This window comes from Pseudomonas fluorescens (genome assembly GCF_012974785.1).
Taxonomy (GTDB): Bacteria; Pseudomonadota; Gammaproteobacteria; order Pseudomonadales; family Pseudomonadaceae; genus Aquipseudomonas; species Aquipseudomonas fluorescens_BT.
Genome location: NZ_CP027561.1, coordinates 1,971,883 through 1,988,148 on the forward strand (window position 1 = coordinate 1,971,883; position 16,266 = coordinate 1,988,148).

General features: G+C 61.1%; 12 protein-coding genes. 6 read left to right on the forward strand and 6 right to left on the reverse strand.

Translation table 11 applies throughout. From position 1 onward, the window contains the following. Positions 1–12: 12 nt before the first annotated feature. The 3 genes from C6Y56_RS08945 to C6Y56_RS08955 are packed head-to-tail and all read right to left on the reverse strand — an operon-like array spanning position 13 to position 3,076. On the reverse strand, positions 13–999 hold the full coding sequence (locus C6Y56_RS08945) for an alpha-L-glutamate ligase-like protein (RefSeq protein WP_169429549.1): 987 nt from the start codon (positions 997–999) through the stop codon (positions 13–15). Continuing rightward, complete coding sequence (locus C6Y56_RS08950; protein WP_085711890.1) at positions 999–2,534, reverse strand: inactive transglutaminase family protein; 1,536 nt, start codon at positions 2,532–2,534, stop codon at positions 999–1,001. Before C6Y56_RS08950 ends, C6Y56_RS08945 begins: the two co-directional genes overlap by 1 nt. Positions 2,535–2,539: 5 nt before the next feature. Next, positions 2,540–3,076: an ATP-dependent zinc protease family protein gene (locus tag C6Y56_RS08955; RefSeq protein WP_169429550.1), complete on the reverse strand. Its 537-nt coding sequence runs from the start codon at positions 3,074–3,076 to the stop codon at positions 2,540–2,542. A 298-nt stretch (positions 3,077–3,374) separates the two neighbouring features. Between C6Y56_RS08955 and C6Y56_RS08960 the strand changes: the two genes are divergently transcribed. The 6 genes from C6Y56_RS08960 to prpD all read left to right on the forward strand — a co-directional run bounded on the left by C6Y56_RS08960 (position 3,375) and on the right by prpD (position 12,004). After that, positions 3,375–4,097: a GntR family transcriptional regulator gene (locus C6Y56_RS08960; protein ID WP_169432611.1), complete on the forward strand. Its 723-nt coding sequence runs from the start codon at positions 3,375–3,377 to the stop codon at positions 4,095–4,097. Further along, positions 4,094–4,984, forward strand: coding sequence for a methylisocitrate lyase (gene prpB / locus C6Y56_RS08965; RefSeq protein ID WP_007951973.1), 891 nt, complete (start codon positions 4,094–4,096; stop codon positions 4,982–4,984). The genes C6Y56_RS08960 and prpB overlap by 4 nt, the downstream gene beginning before the upstream one ends. A 43-nt stretch (positions 4,985–5,027) precedes the next feature. Continuing rightward, on the forward strand, positions 5,028–6,155 hold the full coding sequence (prpC, locus tag C6Y56_RS08970) for a bifunctional 2-methylcitrate synthase/citrate synthase (RefSeq protein WP_169429551.1): 1,128 nt from the start codon (positions 5,028–5,030) through the stop codon (positions 6,153–6,155). A gap of 203 nt (positions 6,156–6,358) precedes the next feature. Beyond that, positions 6,359–8,953: a Fe/S-dependent 2-methylisocitrate dehydratase AcnD gene (gene acnD / locus C6Y56_RS08975; RefSeq protein WP_169429552.1), complete on the forward strand. Its 2,595-nt coding sequence runs from the start codon at positions 6,359–6,361 to the stop codon at positions 8,951–8,953. A 54-nt stretch (positions 8,954–9,007) separates the two neighbouring features. Then, the gene (gene prpF, locus C6Y56_RS08980) at positions 9,008–10,198 is read left to right on the forward strand and encodes a 2-methylaconitate cis-trans isomerase PrpF (RefSeq protein ID WP_169429553.1); all 1,191 of its coding nucleotides are present in this window, start codon (positions 9,008–9,010) and stop codon (positions 10,196–10,198) included. Between the two features lie 321 nt (positions 10,199–10,519). Continuing rightward, the gene (gene prpD, locus C6Y56_RS08985; protein ID WP_169429554.1) at positions 10,520–12,004 is read left to right on the forward strand and encodes a 2-methylcitrate dehydratase; all 1,485 of its coding nucleotides are present in this window, start codon (positions 10,520–10,522) and stop codon (positions 12,002–12,004) included. Positions 12,005–12,024: 20 nt separating this feature from the next. Here the strand turns inward: prpD and C6Y56_RS08990 are convergent, their stop codons facing one another. From C6Y56_RS08990 to ppsR, 3 genes are all read right to left on the reverse strand, one after another. Further along, positions 12,025–13,347, reverse strand: a complete 1,323-nt coding sequence (locus tag C6Y56_RS08990; RefSeq protein ID WP_169429555.1) for an ABC transporter ATP-binding protein — start codon at positions 13,345–13,347, stop codon at positions 12,025–12,027. A gap of 14 nt (positions 13,348–13,361) precedes the next feature. Then, positions 13,362–15,107, reverse strand: coding sequence for an ABC transporter permease (locus C6Y56_RS08995; protein ID WP_169429556.1), 1,746 nt, complete (start codon positions 15,105–15,107; stop codon positions 13,362–13,364). Positions 15,108–15,403: 296 nt separating this feature from the next. Next, entirely contained in the window at positions 15,404–16,222 is an 819-nt protein-coding gene (gene ppsR / locus C6Y56_RS09000; protein WP_169429557.1) for a posphoenolpyruvate synthetase regulatory kinase/phosphorylase PpsR, read from the reverse strand. Positions 16,223–16,266: the final 44 nt, after the last annotated feature.

The window sequence follows — 16,266 nt, forward strand, 5'->3', positions numbered from 1 at the left end:
AGGTAGTGCGACTTAGCCCTCGACCGCCGGAATATGCCCAAACAACGCCTGAGCAAACGCCACCCGCTCTTCAGCCGACTCTGTCACGCCACGTGTCTTGAGATCCTCCAGATGCGCTTCCACCGCATGGGTACGTGCAGTCAGGCCGCAGTCATTGGCAATCTGGATATTCAGCCCCGGTCGCGCATTGAGTTCGAGAATCAGCGGGCCCTTTTCCTGATCCAGCACCATGTCCACGCCGATGTAACCCAGGCCACACAGTTCATAGCAACCGGCGGCAAGCTTCATGAAACCGTCCCAGTAGGGCAGTTGCACGCCGTCCACCGCGTTGGTGGTGTCCGGGTGTTTGGCGATGATGTTGTTCAGCCAGGTGCCACGCAATGTCAGGCCAGTGGCCAGATCGACACCGACGCCGATGGCGCCCTGGTGCAGGTTGGCCTTGCCACCGGACTGACGGGTCGGCAGGCGCAGCATGGCCATCACCGGGTAGCCCATCAGCACGATGATGCGGATGTCCGGCACGCCTTCGTAGCTGATGCTCTTGAAGATCTGGTCCGGGGTCACCCGATATTCGATCAGTGCCCGGTCGCGGTGACCACCGAGTGAATACAGGCCGGTCAGGATGCTGGAGATATGGTGCTCCAGCTCCTCGTGGGTGAGGATCTTGCCCGATACGGTGCGATAGCGACCTTCGAAACGGTCGGCGATGACGATGATGCCGTCACCACCGGCGCCCTGGGCCGGCTTGATCACGAAGTCGTTGCGCCCGCCGATGATCTCGTCGAGGTTGTCGATTTCCTTCTCTGTGGAAATCACGCCGTACAGTTCCGGCACATGAATACCGGCCTTGATCGCGCGTTCCTTGGTGATGATCTTGTCATCGACGATCGGGTACAGGCTGCGCTTGTTGTACTTGAGCACGTAGTCCGCGTTACGCCGATTGATGCCCATGATGCCCCGGGCTTCCAGGGCCTTCCAGGTCTTCCAGAAACCGAACATCAGGCGTCAGCCTTCTTCAGGAAGGCCTTGAAGCGCACCAGTTCGGTCAGGCGATAACCGCGATAGCGACCCATGGCCAGCATGAAGCCCACCAGGATCAGCAGGATCGCCGGGAAGGTGAACACGAAGTACACCAGCTCCGGAACGGTCATGATCAGGTGGGCCAGGGACGCTGCGAACAGCGTGCCGATCGCCACTTTCAGAGCGTGGCTGGCGCCGCGTTCTTCCCAGGTGATCGACAGGCGTTCGATGGTCATGGTCAGAATCACCATCGGGAACAGCGCCACCGACAGGCCGCGTTCCAGACCGAGCTTGTGGCTGAACAGGCTGATCGCCGCGATCAGCACCACCACGAAGGTCAACACCACCGACAGGCGGGGCAGCATTTGCAGTTTCAAGTGTTCCAGGTACGAACGCAGTGACAGCCCAAGCGCCGTGATCACGGTAAACAGCAGTATGCCGAAGCCCAGCTGCGTCTCGCGGAAGGCCAGGGCGATCAGCACCGGAGTGAACGTGCCAAGGGTCTGCAGGCCGACCAGGTTGCGCAGAATCAGGATCACCAGCACGCCGATCGGGATCATCACCATGATCATGAACGTCTGCTGGGTTTGCAGCGGCAGGCCGTACAGCGAGTATTCGAGGAAGTTGGCGTCGGTGTTTTCGTCGGTCAGCTTGGCCAGACGAATCGCGTTCATCTCGCTGTTGTTCAGGCTGAAGGTCACGTTGGCCTTCTTCGCGCCGTCGACGGTGATCAGGTTTTCGTCGCCGGTCCACCATAGCAGGCGGTCGGTCGGCAGACCTTGTTCGCCGGTTTCCGGATTGAAGTACAGCCAGTCGTTGCCGTTGAAGCTGCGCAGCCACAGTTCAGGGGTTTGTGGCTGATCGGCGACGAGGCGAATGGTGTGGACTTTCTCGACAGGAACGTGGGCGATGGACAGCAGCAGCTCAACGATTTTTGCCTTGTGGGCCGTCGATGGGTCGCCAGCCAGCAGCAGTTTCACGTTGTCGTCGTTGGTATTGTTGACACGTTTGATCGCTTCGCCAATGAAGGTCTCGACGTCGGCCGAGTGCTGGCGGATCGGCGCGAGCAGGGCTTCGGCGGCAATTTTTTCCGGGCCTTCGATGGCCATGCTGTCGCGGAAGGTCGGGCCTTTGACCTTGGTTTTCTCGGCGGTGTAGCGCTTGGTCAGTACCAGGCGGTAATACAGGGTCTGGTTGCCCTTGGCCCGGCGTGCCGACCAGGTGACCTTGCGGTTGCCGTCGACACGGTTGACCGCCACGCCGTAATTGTTGGAGATGAAGCTTTCATTGAGGCTGACGTAATCGCGGCTCAGGGGCGGCACGAACATCTGGATCTTGACCGGATCCTTGGTGCTGGCGACGAACTCGACCTTGGCGTCGATGTTCCACAAGTCGTCGGTGGCGTCTTCGGTCACCGGGATGCCAAGCACGAAAATCTGATAGGCCGTAACCGAAACGCCCAAAAGCACCAGGATGGTGATCAGGATTTTCAGGTGGAAGGTTAGAGAACGCATGGAAATTACTCGGCGGTATGAGCGGCGATGGCGCAGGCGGGTTTGCCGGCAGCGTATTTAAGACTGGGATCGACCAGCGCATCGAAGCGTTTCAGCGCCTCGGAGCCGATCAAAAGCGGGTATTGGAACGCACTGCGGTCGGTCAGGTTCACTTCGATGCTGCGCATTGCTGAACCCATACAGATATCCAGCTCGATCACCGGGCGCGCGGTGTACTTCTTGCCTTCTTCCGGATCGTAGTCGCCGGCGCGGCGCTTGATCTTACTGACCCGGGCCAGCGGCCGTTCGATCGGGTGCGAATGCGCGGCGTCGATGGCCAGGTAGAAACGCACCCAGGACTCGCCGTTGCGCTTGAAGCGTTTGATGTCGCGGGCACTCAGGGAAGCGGTTTTCGCCCCGGTGTCGAGTTTCGCCGCCACTTCCAGGTTGATCCCGTCGAGGGCAGCGTATTCGTTGAGGCCGTACACAGTCTTTTCCCCCGCCACAGCCAGGCTGGGCAGGCAAAACAGATAGAAAAAGGTGGGGAAGGGCTTGAGTCTCATAAATCCTGGTGAGCAGCGGTCCGTTCTCGGTTCAGGGCCACGGCATCAGGAGATCCTGTCTGCGCGCGCCTTCGTGTGCCTATCAGCTTTTTATGACAAGCCGTGCAAGTGACTGGCAAATGCGGGCGGCATTCTAGCACGGTGGTTTTATGGCGCCAGCGCCCGAGCGGGTCTATAACCCTTGGGGTTGATCCTGAGGGTTATTAGACGATTGTCGACAATATCCATTTATCCTTTGACTGGGATGGGCTGATTCGCTAGTTTTTGCCGCATTGGATTTAAAGGTGTCGACAATATGCTGGATCAACTCGATCCCCCCGTTATCAGCGGCGACGATTCGGAAACCCTGTCCGAAAACGTCTTCCGGCGTATCCAGGCCGCCATCGTCAAAGGCGAGATCGCTCCGGGCAGCAAGATCTCCGAGCCGGAGCTGGCGCGCACCTACGGCATCAGCCGCGGGCCGCTGCGCGAGGCGATTCATCGTCTGGAAGGCCAGCGCCTGTTGGTGCGCGTGCCGCACGTCGGTGCACGGGTAGTGTCGTTGAGCCACGCCGAACTGCTCGAACTTTACGAAATCCGCGAATCCCTCGAAGGCATGGCCTGCCGTCTGGCGGCCGAACGCATGAGTGTCGAAGAAATCGACGAACTGCGCCGGGTGCTGGAAACCCATGAGCGCGATGCGGCATTTCAGGCCGGCGTCGGCTACTACCAGCAGGAAGGCGATTTCGACTTTCACTACCGGATCATCCAGGGCAGCGGCAACCGCACCCTGACCCAGATGCTCTGCGGCGAGCTGTATCAACTGGTGCGCATGTACCGCATCCAGTTTTCCACCACGCCCAACCGCCCGCGCCAGGCCTTTGCCGAACACCACCGGATTCTCGATGCCATCGCCGACCGTGACGGCGAGCTCGCGGAATTGTTGATGCGCCGTCACATCGGCGCCTCGAAACGCAACATCGCCCGTCACTACCAGGACGGCGCCGACAATAAGACAGCCACTGAACGAGGTGAGTCATGAGTTCCAACAAGAGCACTCCAGGCCAGCGTTTCCGCGATGCGGTCGCCAGCGAACATCCGCTGCAAGTGGTCGGGGCGATCAACGCCAACCACGCGTTGCTGGCCAAGCGCGCCGGTTTCAAGGCGATCTACCTGTCAGGTGGCGGGGTGGCTGCCGGCTCCCTCGGCGTGCCGGACCTGGGCATCACCGGCCTGGATGACGTGCTGACCGACGTGCGCCGCATCACCGACGTCTGCGACCTGCCGCTGTTGGTGGATGTGGACACCGGTTTCGGCGCCTCGGCGTTCAACGTGGCCCGCACCGTCAAATCGATGATCAAGTTCGGCGCGGCAGCGATTCACATCGAAGACCAGGTTGGCGCCAAGCGCTGCGGCCACCGTCCGAACAAAGAGATCGTGACCCAGCAGGAAATGGTCGACCGTATCAAAGCCGCCGTCGATGCCCGTACCGACGACAGTTTCGTGATCATGGCGCGCACCGACGCGCTGGCCGTTGAAGGCCTGGAATCGGCACTGGATCGCGCCGCCGCATGCATCGAGGCCGGCGCCGACATGATTTTCCCGGAAGCCATCACTGAACTTGAGATGTACAAGCTGTTCGCCAGCCGCGTGAAAGCGCCGATCCTGGCCAACATCACCGAGTTCGGCTCGACGCCGCTGTACACCACCGAGCAACTGGCTGGCGCGGATGTGTCGCTGGTGCTGTACCCGCTGTCGGCGTTCCGCGCGATGAACAAGGCTGCAGAAAACGTCTACACCGCGATCCGCCGCGACGGCACTCAGCAGAATGTCATCGACACCATGCAGACTCGCATGGAGCTCTACGATCGCATCGATTACCACACCTTCGAGCAGAAGCTCGACGCGTTGTTTGCGGCGAAGAAGTAAGCCGCAACCGTACTCCCTAACAAATTCAAGATTGGAGACAACAATGGCCGAAGCAAAAGTACTCAGTGGCGCCGGGCTCCGGGGCCAGGTCGCCGGGCAAACCGCACTGTCGACCGTGGGCCAGGCCGGTGCCGGGCTGACCTATCGCGGCTACGACGTGCGCGAACTGGCGGCAGACGCACAATTTGAAGAAGTGGCCTACCTGCTGCTCTACGGAGAGCTGCCGACCCAGGCACAGCTCGCCGACTATCAAGCAAAACTGAGCAAGCTGCGCGACCTGCCGCAAGCGCTGAAAGAAGTGCTGGAACGCATCCCCGCCGACGCCCACCCGATGGACGTGATGCGCACCGGTTGCTCGTTCCTGGGCAACATCGAGCCGGAGAAGGACTTCTCCGAGCAACGCGACAAGACCGACCGCCTGCTGGCCGCGTTCCCGGCGATCATGTGCTACTGGTATCGCTTCAGCCACGACGGCAAACGCATCAATTGCGTGACGGACGAGCAGTCCATCGGCGGCCACTTCCTGCACCTGCTGCACGACAAGAAGCCAAGCGAACTGCATGTCAAAGTCATGAACGTGTCGCTGATCCTCTACGCCGAACACGAATTCAATGCTTCGACCTTCACCGCTCGGGTGTGCGCTTCGACCCTGTCCGATCTGTATTCCTGCGTCACGGCGGCCATCGGCTCGCTGCGCGGCCCGCTGCACGGCGGCGCCAACGAAGCGGCGATGGAAATGATCGAGCGCTTCTCGTCGCCGGAAGAGGCGATCAAGGGCACCCTCGGCATGCTCGAGCGCAAGGACAAGATCATGGGCTTCGGCCACGCGATCTATAAGGACAGCGATCCGCGCAACGAGGTGATCAAGGGCTGGTCGAAAAAACTCGCCGACGAAGTGGGCGACAAGGTCTTGTTCGCGGTCTCGGAAGCCATCGACAAAACCATGTGGGAGCAAAAGAAACTGTTCCCCAACGCCGACTTCTACCATGCCTCGGCGTACCACTTCATGGGCATCCCGACCAAGCTGTTCACCCCGATCTTCGTCTGCTCGCGCCTGACCGGCTGGGCGGCGCACGTGTTCGAACAGCGCGCCAACAACCGCATCATCCGTCCAAGCGCCGAGTACACCGGCGTCGAACAGCGCAAGTTCGTGCCCATCGAACGTCGCTGAATGGTGGCGCTGCCGCGTTGTTGACTGGATAAACCGGGAACCAATGTGGGAGCGGGCTTGCTCGCGAATGCGGCGTGTCAGTCAATGATATGTCGACTGACACGCCGCATTCGCGAGCAAGCCCGCTCCCACAGTTGACCGAGTTGATTTCAATACCGAGGTAGCGCTCACCTCTTGTTATCACCGTGATCGAGTCCTGACCGATGAACACAGAATTTCGCAAGAACCTGCCCGGCACGCCGCTGGATTATTTCGACGTCCGCGCGGCGGTCGATGCGATCCAGCCCGGCAGCTACGACACCCTGCCGTACACCTCTCGCGTGCTGGCGGAAAACCTCGTGCGTCGCTGCGACCCGGCGACGCTCACCGATTCCCTGAAACAACTGATCGAGCGCAAACGCGACCTCGACTTCCCGTGGTTCCCGGCCCGCGTGGTGTGCCACGACATTCTCGGCCAGACCGCGCTGGTGGATCTGGCCGGCCTGCGTGACGCGATTGCCCGGCAGGGCGGCGACCCGGCGCAGGTCAACCCGGTAGTGCCGACCCAACTGATCGTCGACCACTCGCTGGCGGTCGAGGCGGGCGGTTTTGACAAGCAGGCGTTCGAGAAGAACCGCGCCATCGAAGACCGTCGCAACGAAGACCGTTTCCACTTCATCAACTGGACCAAGAAGGCGTTCAAGAACGTCGACGTGATTCCGCCGGGCAACGGCATCATGCACCAGATCAACCTGGAGAAAATGTCTCCGGTGATCCAGGTGCGCGACGGCGTGGCGTTCCCGGATACCTGCGTCGGCACCGACAGCCACACCCCGCACGTCGATGCGCTGGGCGTGATCGCCATTGGTGTCGGTGGGCTTGAAGCCGAGAGCGTGATGCTCGGCCGCGCGTCGTGGATGCGTCTGCCGGAAAGCGTCGGCGTCGAACTGACCGGCAAGCTGCAACCGGGCATCACCGCCACCGACATGGTGCTGGCGCTGACCGAGTACCTGCGCAAACAGAAAGTGGTCGGTGCGTGGCTGGAGTTCTTCGGCGAAGGCGCCTCCGCGCTGACCCTCGGCGACCGCGCGACCATCTCCAACATGGCCCCGGAATACGGCGCCACGGCGGCGATGTTCTACATCGACCAGCAGACCATCGATTACCTGAAACTCACCGGTCGCGAAGACCAGCAAGTTCAGCTCGTCGAGCAATACGCCAAACAGATCGGTCTGTGGGCCGACAGCCTGAAAGGCGCGCAATACGAGCGCGGCCTGACCTTCGATCTGTCCTCGGTGGTGCGCAACATGGCCGGCCCGAGCAACCCGCACGCCCGCGTGGCGGTGTCGGATCTGGCGGCCAAAGGCATCGCCGGCCAGTGGGAAGACGTCCCGGGGCAAATGCCTGACGGCGCGGTGATCATCGCCGCCATCACCAGTTGCACCAACACCAGCAACCCGCGCAACGTGATCGCCGCCGGCCTGCTGGCGCGCAACGCCAACAAGCTCGGGCTGACGCGTAAGCCTTGGGTCAAGTCGTCGCTGGCGCCGGGCTCGAAAACCGTGGCGCTGTACCTCGATGAAGCAGGGTTGACCACGGAGCTGGAACAGCTCGGTTTCGGCGTCGTCGCCTTCGCCTGCACCACTTGCAACGGCATGTCCGGCGCGCTGGATCCGGTGATTCAGCAAGAAATCATCGACCGCGACCTGTACGCCACCGCTGTGCTGTCCGGCAACCGCAACTTCGACGGTCGGATTCACCCGTACGCCAAGCAGGCATTCCTCGCTTCGCCGCCGCTGGTGGTGGCCTACGCGATTGCCGGCACCATTCGTTTCGACATCGAAAAAGATGTGCTGGGCGTGGTCGACGGCAAGGAAATTCGCCTGAAAGACATCTGGCCGAGCGACGAAGAAATCGACGCCGTAGTGAAATCCTCGGTCAAGCCCGAGCAGTTCCGTCAGGTCTACATCCCGATGTTCGCCATTCATGAAGACACCGGCCCGAAAGTCGCGCCGCTGTACGACTGGCGCGAGATGAGCACCTACATCCGCCGTCCGCCGTACTGGGAAGGCGCGCTGGCCGGGGCGCGTCCGCTCAAGGGCATGCGCCCGCTGGCGGTGCTGCCGGACAACATCACCACCGATCACCTGTCGCCGTCGAACGCGATCATGCTCGACAGCGCCGCCGGCGAATACCTGGCGAAAATGGGCCTGCCGGAAGAGGACTTCAACTCTTACGCGACCCATCGAGGCGACCACCTGACGGCGCAGCGCGCGACCTTCGCCAACCCGAAACTGTTCAACGAAATGGTCGTGGAAAACGGCAAGGTCAAGCAGGGCTCGCTGGCCCGTGTCGAGCCGGAAGGCAAAGTGATGCGCATGTGGGAAGCCATCGAAACCTACATGGAACGCAAGCAGCCGCTGATCATCATCGCCGGCGCCGACTACGGCCAGGGCTCGTCCCGGGACTGGGCGGCCAAAGGCGTGCGTCTGGCGGGTGTGGAAGCGATCGCCGCCGAAGGTTTCGAACGCATTCACCGCACCAACCTGGTGGGCATGGGCGTGTTGCCGCTCGAATTCAAACCGGGCACCGACCGCAAGACATTGGGCATCGACGGCAGCGAAACCTACGACGTGATCGGCGAGCGCACCCCGCGCGCCGACCTGACGCTGGTGATCCATCGCAAGAACGGCGAACGCGTCGAGGTGCCGGTGACCTGCCGCCTCGACACTGCCGAAGAAGTGTCGATCTACGAGGCCGGTGGCGTGTTGCAACGCTTCGCCCAGGACTTCCTCGAAGAGTCGGCGGTTGCCGTTTAAATCACGTAGTGCGAACGCGGGTCGGTTGACCCGCGTTTGCTGATAAGGAGCACCATGGCTCACGCACCGCAAATAAGAATTCCCGCCACCTACATGCGCGGCGGCACCAGCAAAGGCGTGTTTTTCAGCCTCAAGGACCTGCCCGAAGCCGCGCAGATTCCCGGTCCGACCCGTGATGCGCTGTTGCTGCGGGTCATCGGCAGCCCCGACCCGTACGACAAGCAGATCGACGGCATGGGCGGTGCCACGTCGAGCACCAGCAAAACCGTGATCCTGTCGAAAAGCATCAAGGCCGATCACGACGTCGATTACCTGTTCGGTCAGGTGTCCATCGACAAGCCGTTCGTGGACTGGAGCGGCAACTGCGGCAACCTGTCGGCGGCGGTCGGCTCGTTCGCCATCAGCAACGGCCTGGTGGACGCCAGCCGCATTCCGCACAACGGCGTGGCGGTGGTTCGCGTGTGGCAGGCCAACATCGGCAAGACCATCATTGCCCATGTGCCGATCACTAACGGCGAAGTGCAGGAAACCGGTGATTTCGAACTCGACGGCGTGACTTTTCCGGCCGCCGAAGTCCAGGTCGAGTTCATGGACCCGGCAGCGGAAGAAGAGGGCGGCGGTGGCTCGATGTTCCCCACCGGCAACCTGATCGACGAGCTGGAAGTGCCGGGCGTCGGCACGTTCAAGGCGACCATGATCAACGCGGGTATCCCGACGATCTTCGTCAACGCTGAAGACATCGGTTACACCGGCACCGAACTGCAGAGCGCGATCAACAGCGATCCGAAAGCGTTGCAGATGTTCGAGACGATTCGTGCCTACGGTGCTTTGCGCATGGGGCTGATTTCCAATCTGGATGAAGCGGCCAAGCGGCAGCACACGCCTAAGATTGCGTTTGTCGCCAAACCTGCGGATTACGTGGCATCCAGTGGCAAGGCGATTGCGGCCGGTGATGTGGATTTGCTGGTGCGGGCGTTGTCGATGGGCAAGTTGCACCACGCGATGATGGGCACGGCGGCGGTGGCGATTGGTACGGCGGCGGCTATCTCTGGCACGTTGGTGAATCTGGCGGCTGGTGGTGTTGAGCGTAATGCCGTGCGGTTCGGGCATCCGTCCGGGACGTTGCGCGTGGGGGCTGAGGCCAGCCTTGAAAACGGCGAATGGGTTGTGAAGAAAGCGATTATGAGCCGTAGTGCCCGCGTCCTGATGGAAGGTTTCGTTCGCGTACCAGGCGACTCTTTTTAAGATCAAAAGCCTACCCTCACCCCAGCCCTCCCGAAACGTCGGACCGCCCGGAGGGAGAGGGGGCTGACCGAGGTGTCTTGCGGGATACATCGACCTGAAAAAGCGTGGCGATTATGGATTCGGCAAAGCACTTTCAGGTCGGCGTAGCTTTTGAACATCCCCCATTCGGTCCCCTCTCCCTGCGGGAGAGGGCTAGGGTGAGGGGCTTTACTAACTGAAGAAACACACAATGAGCAGGCAACCCAGACCTGCATTCAACAAACCAGCCAAGCCCCTGAGGAAGACCCCACCACTCATCATTCCCCACCCAGGAGAACCGCAATGAGCGCCAACGTCGACCTGAACAACCGCCCCGACTACGACGATGTCCTGCAGGACATCGCCGATTACGTCCTCACCTGCAAAATCGAATCCGCCGAAGCCCTCGACACCGCCCGCAACTGCCTGATGGACACGCTGGGCTGCGGACTGCTGGCCCTGCGTTTTCCCGAATGCACCAAGCACCTGGGCCCCATCGTAGAAGGCACCGTCGTGCCGTTCGGCGCCCGAGTGCCGGGCACTTCCTATCGCCTGGATCCGGTAAAGGCCGCGTGGGACATCGGCTGCATCGTACGCTGGCTCGATTACAACGACACCTGGCTCGCCGCCGAATGGGGGCATCCATCGGACAACCTCGGCGGGATTCTCGCGGTGGCCGATCACTTGGCACAAAAGCGTCTGGCCAATGGCGAAGCGCCGTTGACCGTGCGCGATGTGCTCGAAGCGATGATCATGGCCCACGAGATTCAGGGCGTGATCGCCCTGGAAAACTCCTTCAACCGCGTAGGCCTCGACCATGTGATTCTGGTGAAAGTGGCTTCGACAGCCGTCGTCGCCAAACTGATGGGCGCCAATCGCGAGCAGTTGTTGTCGGCGTTGTCCCATGCGTTTGCCGATGGTCAGGCGTTGCGCACTTACCGGCATGCGCCAAATGCCGGATCGCGAAAGTCCTGGGCGGCGGGGGATGCCTCGAGCCGGGGCGTGCGCCTTGCCGACATCGCCCTGCGCGGTGAAATGGGAATTCCCGGTGTACTGACGGCAAAGCAGTGGGGTTTCTACGACGTGCTGTTCAGCCACACCAACAACGATCTGGCACTCAAGCCCGAAGGCAAGCGCGCCTTCAGCTTCTCGCGGCCGTTCGGCAGTTACGTGATGGAAAACGTGCTGTTCAAGATCAGCTTCCCCGCCGAATTCCACGCGCAAACTGCCTGCGAAGCCGCCGTGACACTGCATCCGCAGGTGCGCAATCGTCTGCATGAGATCGACCGGATCGTCATCACCACCCACGAATCGGCGATCCGCATCATTTCCAAGGTCGGGCCGCTGGCCAATGCCGCCGACCGCGATCACTGCATCCAGTACATGACCGCCGTGCCGCTGGCGTTCGGCAATCTGGTGGCCGAGCAGTACGAGGACGATTTCCACAGGGCCCATCCAATCATCGATGTGCTGCGCGAAAAAATGGTCATCGTCGAAGATCCGCGTTTCACCCGCGAATATCTCGAGCCCGACAAACGCTCGATTGCCAATGCGGTGCAGGTGTTTTTCAAGGACGGTTCCAGCACCGAAAATGTGGTGGTGGAGTACCCGATCGGTCACCGTCGGCGCAGGGCCGAGGGCATTCCGTTGCTGGAGGACAAGTTCAGGGCGAACCTGGCCACGCGTTTTACCGGCCAGCGCGGCGCCGAGATCCTTGCGCTGTGCAAGGATCAGGTGCGGCTAGAGGCGACGCCGGTGAACCGCTTTGTCGACTTGTTCGTGATCTGAATCGCCGGGATTGTCGAGGGCTACAGGCTGCCCTCGACATCTTCCAGGCTGAAGGTCTCCGTGTTGTCGTCGTAGGAGAAAATCTCGGCGTAGCGACCCCAGGCAATCACGATTTCCAGGTTTTTCTCGACGAAGGCCTCGGTCAGCGAATCTTCCAGTTCCTGCTCGAAACGCACCCGTGGCGCCCGGTGGCCGTTGCGCTCCAGCAATACCTGACGGATCCGCGCGGCCAGCGGTATGTAGCGGATCAGATGTTCGGCAAACAGGGTCTTGCGTGCCTGGGTGCTGTAGTCGGCGAACAGTTTCCCGGCCTCGGTCAGGGTGATATCCGCGCCTTTGAGTTCGGCGAAGCCCAGGTATTCGAGCATTTCGGCCACCGGAAACAGGTCGTCCACTTCCAGCAAGCGACGTTCGGCCACGGTGGGCAGGCCGGCGTGACCGTTGTAGGGTTCGGCCGCCAGGGTTTCGATCAGGCCTGCCATCAGGTTGGTGGATACTTCCTGCAGCGGGCTGCTGATCTTCAGTTCGGGTTTGCCGGTGCCAGCGTCGGCGCTGCGGCGGTCGGTCATCTGCGCGTAGATGTCATCGACCATTTGCCGGAACACCGGATCCAGGCGATTGCGCGGATGGGCGAAGGGCACCTTGATTTCCGCCACCAGCCGCCCCGGGTTGGACGACAGCACCAGAATGCGGTCGCACATCAGTACCGCTTCTTCGATGTTGTGGGTCACGATCAGGATCGATTTGATCGGCAGTTGCTTGCCGCTCCACAGGTCCAGCAGATCGTTTCTCAAGGTTTCGGCGGTCAGCACGTCCAGCGCCGAGAAGGGTTCGTCCATCAACAGCAGCGTCGGGTTGACCACCAGCCCGCGAGCGAACCCCACGCGCTGGCGCATGCCGCCGGACAGTTCGCGAGGGTAGGCGTTTTCGAAACCGTCCAGGCCGATCAGGTCGATGGCCGCCAGCGCTCGCTTGCGTGCTTCTTTGCGTTCGACCTGCAAGGCCTGCAGGCCGGCCTCGACGTTTTCCAGCACCGTCAGCCACGGGAACAGGGCAAAGGTCTGGAACACCATGGCCACGCCTTCGGCCGGGCCGTCCAGCGGCTTGCCGTTGTACAGCACTTCCCCGGACGAGGGCTCGATCAGGCCCGCGATGATCCGCAGCAGGGTGGACTTGCCCGAGCCGGAGCGGCCAAGCATGCCGACTATTTCGCCTTCGTGCAGGGCCAGGTTGATCCCGCTGAGCACCTGCAGCTCGTCCTTGCCCTTGCCGAACACTCGGTTGACGTCGGTGAGCGAGTAGATTTCGGGTGTGGCACCCGTGTGTTCGGTATAGGTATTCATCACATCGAATCCCGTCAGTTCAGGCGAAGTTTGTTTTCGGCCATGGCGTACATCGGTCGCCAGACCACGCGATTGAAGGCCACGACAAAGAACGACATCACCACCACGCCGAGGGTGATTTTCGGGAAGTCGCCGGCGGCCGTGGTTTGCGCGATGTAGGCGCCGAGGCCGTGGGCGACGACTTTGTCCTGCCCCCAGGAAACGAATTCGGAGACGATGCTGGCGTTCCATGCGCCGCCCGAGGCGGTGATGGCACCGGTCACGTAATACGGGAAGATCCCCGGCAGCATCACCTTGCGCCACCACAGCCAGCCGCGAATGCGGAAGTTGGCGGCGGCTTCCTTGAAGTCATTGGGGAAGGCGCTGGCCCCGGCGATCACGTTGAACAGGATGTACCACTGCGTCCCGAGCACGATCAGCGGGCTCAGCCAGATGTCCGGGTTCAACTGGTAGCGCAGGATCACGATGACGAATACCGGGAACAACAGGTTTGCCGGAAACGCCGCGAGAAACTGCGCCAGCGGCTGGATCTTTTCCGCCAATGCCGGGCGCAGACCGATCATCACGCCCAGCGGCACCCAGATCAGCGAGGCGATGAAGATCAACCCGGCCACTCGCAACAGAGTGAACAGCCCCAACAGCAACACATGCCCGACCTCTGCGAACGTCACCTCGGTGCCGACATACAGCACGATGTGGTACAGCGCATACGCGGTCAGCAGCGCGATAAACGAGCCCCAGATCCAGTCGATGGCCTTGGTGGTGGCGGGGCTTTGCGAAGTCATGACCTTGCGCGCCGAACGCGGCAGGTTCAGGCGCATGTTGCCGAGGCGGCTGGTGGCGCGACTGATGGGGCGCAAAATGCGCTGGATCATCCGGGTGCGCTGAATCAGATTCAGCACCCAGGACTCCGGCGCAGCGGTCTGCGAGGCGGTGTTCTCCATGCGGAACTTGTCGGCCCAGGCCACCAGCGGGCGGAACAGAAACTGGTCATAGATCAGGATGACCACGATCATCGTCAGGATGACGTAACCCACGGCGTGCATGTCTTTTTGCGCGATGGCCAGGGCGAGGAACGAACCGATCCCGGGCAGGGTGATGGTCTGGTCACCGACGGTGATCGCTTCGGAGGCCACCACGAAGAACCATCCGCCGGACATGCTCATCATCATGTTCCAGACCAGCCCGGGCATCGCAAAGGGTACGTCGAGCTTCCAGAATTTCTGCCAGCCGGACAGTTGCAGGTTGGTCGAGACCTCCACCAGATCCCGCGGCAGCATGCGCAGCGACTGATAGAAGCTGAACGTCATGTTCCAGGCCTGGCTGGTGAAAATGGCAAAGATCGCGGCGAATTCCGCGCCCAGTACCCGACCGGGAAACAGCAACAGAAAGAAGGTCACGGTGAAGGAGATGTAACCCAGCACCGGCACCGATTGCAGGATATCCAGCACCGGCACCAGGAGTTTTTCGGCGCGTCGGCTTTTGGCCGCCAAGGTGCCGTAGAGCAGGGTGAACACCAGTGACGCCACCATCGCCGCGAGCATGCGCAGGGTGGTGCGCATGGCGTATTCCGGCAAATGGCTCGGGTCGAGTGAGACCACTTCACTTTGCAGCGTGCCGATCGGGGCCCAGGTTTCCCGGGCACCGATCGAGAAAAACAGCAGGAAGCCGATCACCAGCGGCAGGGCGATCAAGTCCCAGCGATTGGGCAGCAGACGTCGGGTCGAGGCCGGTATGTAGTGACGGAACACCTTATTCATAAGCAGTGATTCCTGCAGTGCTCTGAATGGAGGCGCGGCAGTCTGAACGTAGCTTCAGTCTGCACGGCGCACCCGGGAATGAACGGACGCTCATTCCTTGACTTCAATGGGGAGGCTGGATGCTGCGGGCCCGTTGAATTCAGCGGGCCGAGAGGGTTGGCGCATCCGGTTTGTGGCCGGATACGCAACTTGCGCGGATTGTATATTTCGGAATGTTACAAAGGCGTAAAAAACACGGCCCGCAGGCGAGCTTGTGATACTTCATTCAGCCTGCGGACAGGTTGGGCGCGTCGGGGTTACTTGAAACGCCGCTCCACGCCTTTTTCCACCAGGATCTTCGCCGAAATCTCTTCCACGGAAAAATGCGTGGAGTTGATGTGCGGGATGTTTTCGCGGCGGAACAGGTTCTCCACTTCGCGCACTTCGAATTCGCACTGGGCGTAGCTCGAATAGCGGCTGTTGGGCTTGCGCTCATTGCGGATCGCGGTAAGGCGGTCCGGGTCGATGGTCAGACCGAACAGCTTGTGCTGGTGGGCGCGCAGGGCGGTCGGCAATTGCAGGCGTTCCATGTCGTCTTCGGTCAGCGGGTAGTTGGCCGCGCGGATGCCGAACTGCATCGCCATGTACAGACACGTCGGCGTCTTACCACAACGCGACACGCCCACTAGTATCAGGTCGGCCTTGTCGTAATAGTGGGTGCGGGCGCCGTCGTCGTTATCGAGGGCGAAGTTCACCGCCTCGATCCGCTCCATGTAGTTGGAGTTGTGGCCGATCGAATGGGATTTGCCGACGGTGTAGGAAGAGTGCTCGGTCAGTTCCTGTTCGAGCGGGGCGAGGAACGTCGAGAAAATGTCGATCATGAAACCATTGGAGGTTGCGAGAATCTCACGGATGTCCTGATTGACGATGGTGTCGAAGATAATCGGCCGGAAACCATCGGTTTCAGCGGCTTTGTTGATTTGTTGTACCATGGCCCGCGCTTTGTCCGCGTTGTCGATGTAGGGCCGCGTGAGCTTGGTGAAGGTAATGTTTTCGAACTGCGCCAGAAGGCTTTGACCCAGGGTTTCGGCAGTAATGCCGGTGCCATCGGAGATAAAGAAAGCAGATCGTTTCATTTGCACCTTGGGCCTTAAGCTAATGAGTATTTCTGGATATGATA

What these genes read in the sequence shown, in the direction of transcription:
- prpB (WP_007951973.1), top strand. Translation starts at nt 4,094, where the DNA reads ATGAGTTCCAACAAGAGCACTCCAGGCCAGCGTTTCCGCGATGCGGTC.
- prpC (WP_169429551.1), top strand. Translation starts at nt 5,028, where the DNA reads ATGGCCGAAGCAAAAGTACTCAGTGGCGCCGGGCTCCGGGGCCAGGTC.
- C6Y56_RS08990 (WP_169429555.1), bottom strand. Translation starts at nt 13,347, where the DNA reads ATGAATACCTATACCGAACACACGGGTGCCACACCCGAAATCTACTCG.
- C6Y56_RS08950 (WP_085711890.1), bottom strand. Translation starts at nt 2,534, where the DNA reads ATGCGTTCTCTAACCTTCCACCTGAAAATCCTGATCACCATCCTGGTG.
- ppsR (WP_169429557.1), bottom strand. Translation starts at nt 16,222, where the DNA reads ATGAAACGATCTGCTTTCTTTATCTCCGATGGCACCGGCATTACTGCC.
- C6Y56_RS08955 (WP_169429550.1), bottom strand. Translation starts at nt 3,076, where the DNA reads ATGAGACTCAAGCCCTTCCCCACCTTTTTCTATCTGTTTTGCCTGCCC.
- C6Y56_RS08995 (WP_169429556.1), bottom strand. Translation starts at nt 15,107, where the DNA reads ATGAATAAGGTGTTCCGTCACTACATACCGGCCTCGACCCGACGTCTG.
- C6Y56_RS08945 (WP_169429549.1), bottom strand. Translation starts at nt 999, where the DNA reads ATGTTCGGTTTCTGGAAGACCTGGAAGGCCCTGGAAGCCCGGGGCATC.
- prpF (WP_169429553.1), top strand. Translation starts at nt 9,008, where the DNA reads ATGGCTCACGCACCGCAAATAAGAATTCCCGCCACCTACATGCGCGGC.
- acnD (WP_169429552.1), top strand. Translation starts at nt 6,359, where the DNA reads ATGAACACAGAATTTCGCAAGAACCTGCCCGGCACGCCGCTGGATTAT.
- prpD (WP_169429554.1), top strand. Translation starts at nt 10,520, where the DNA reads ATGAGCGCCAACGTCGACCTGAACAACCGCCCCGACTACGACGATGTC.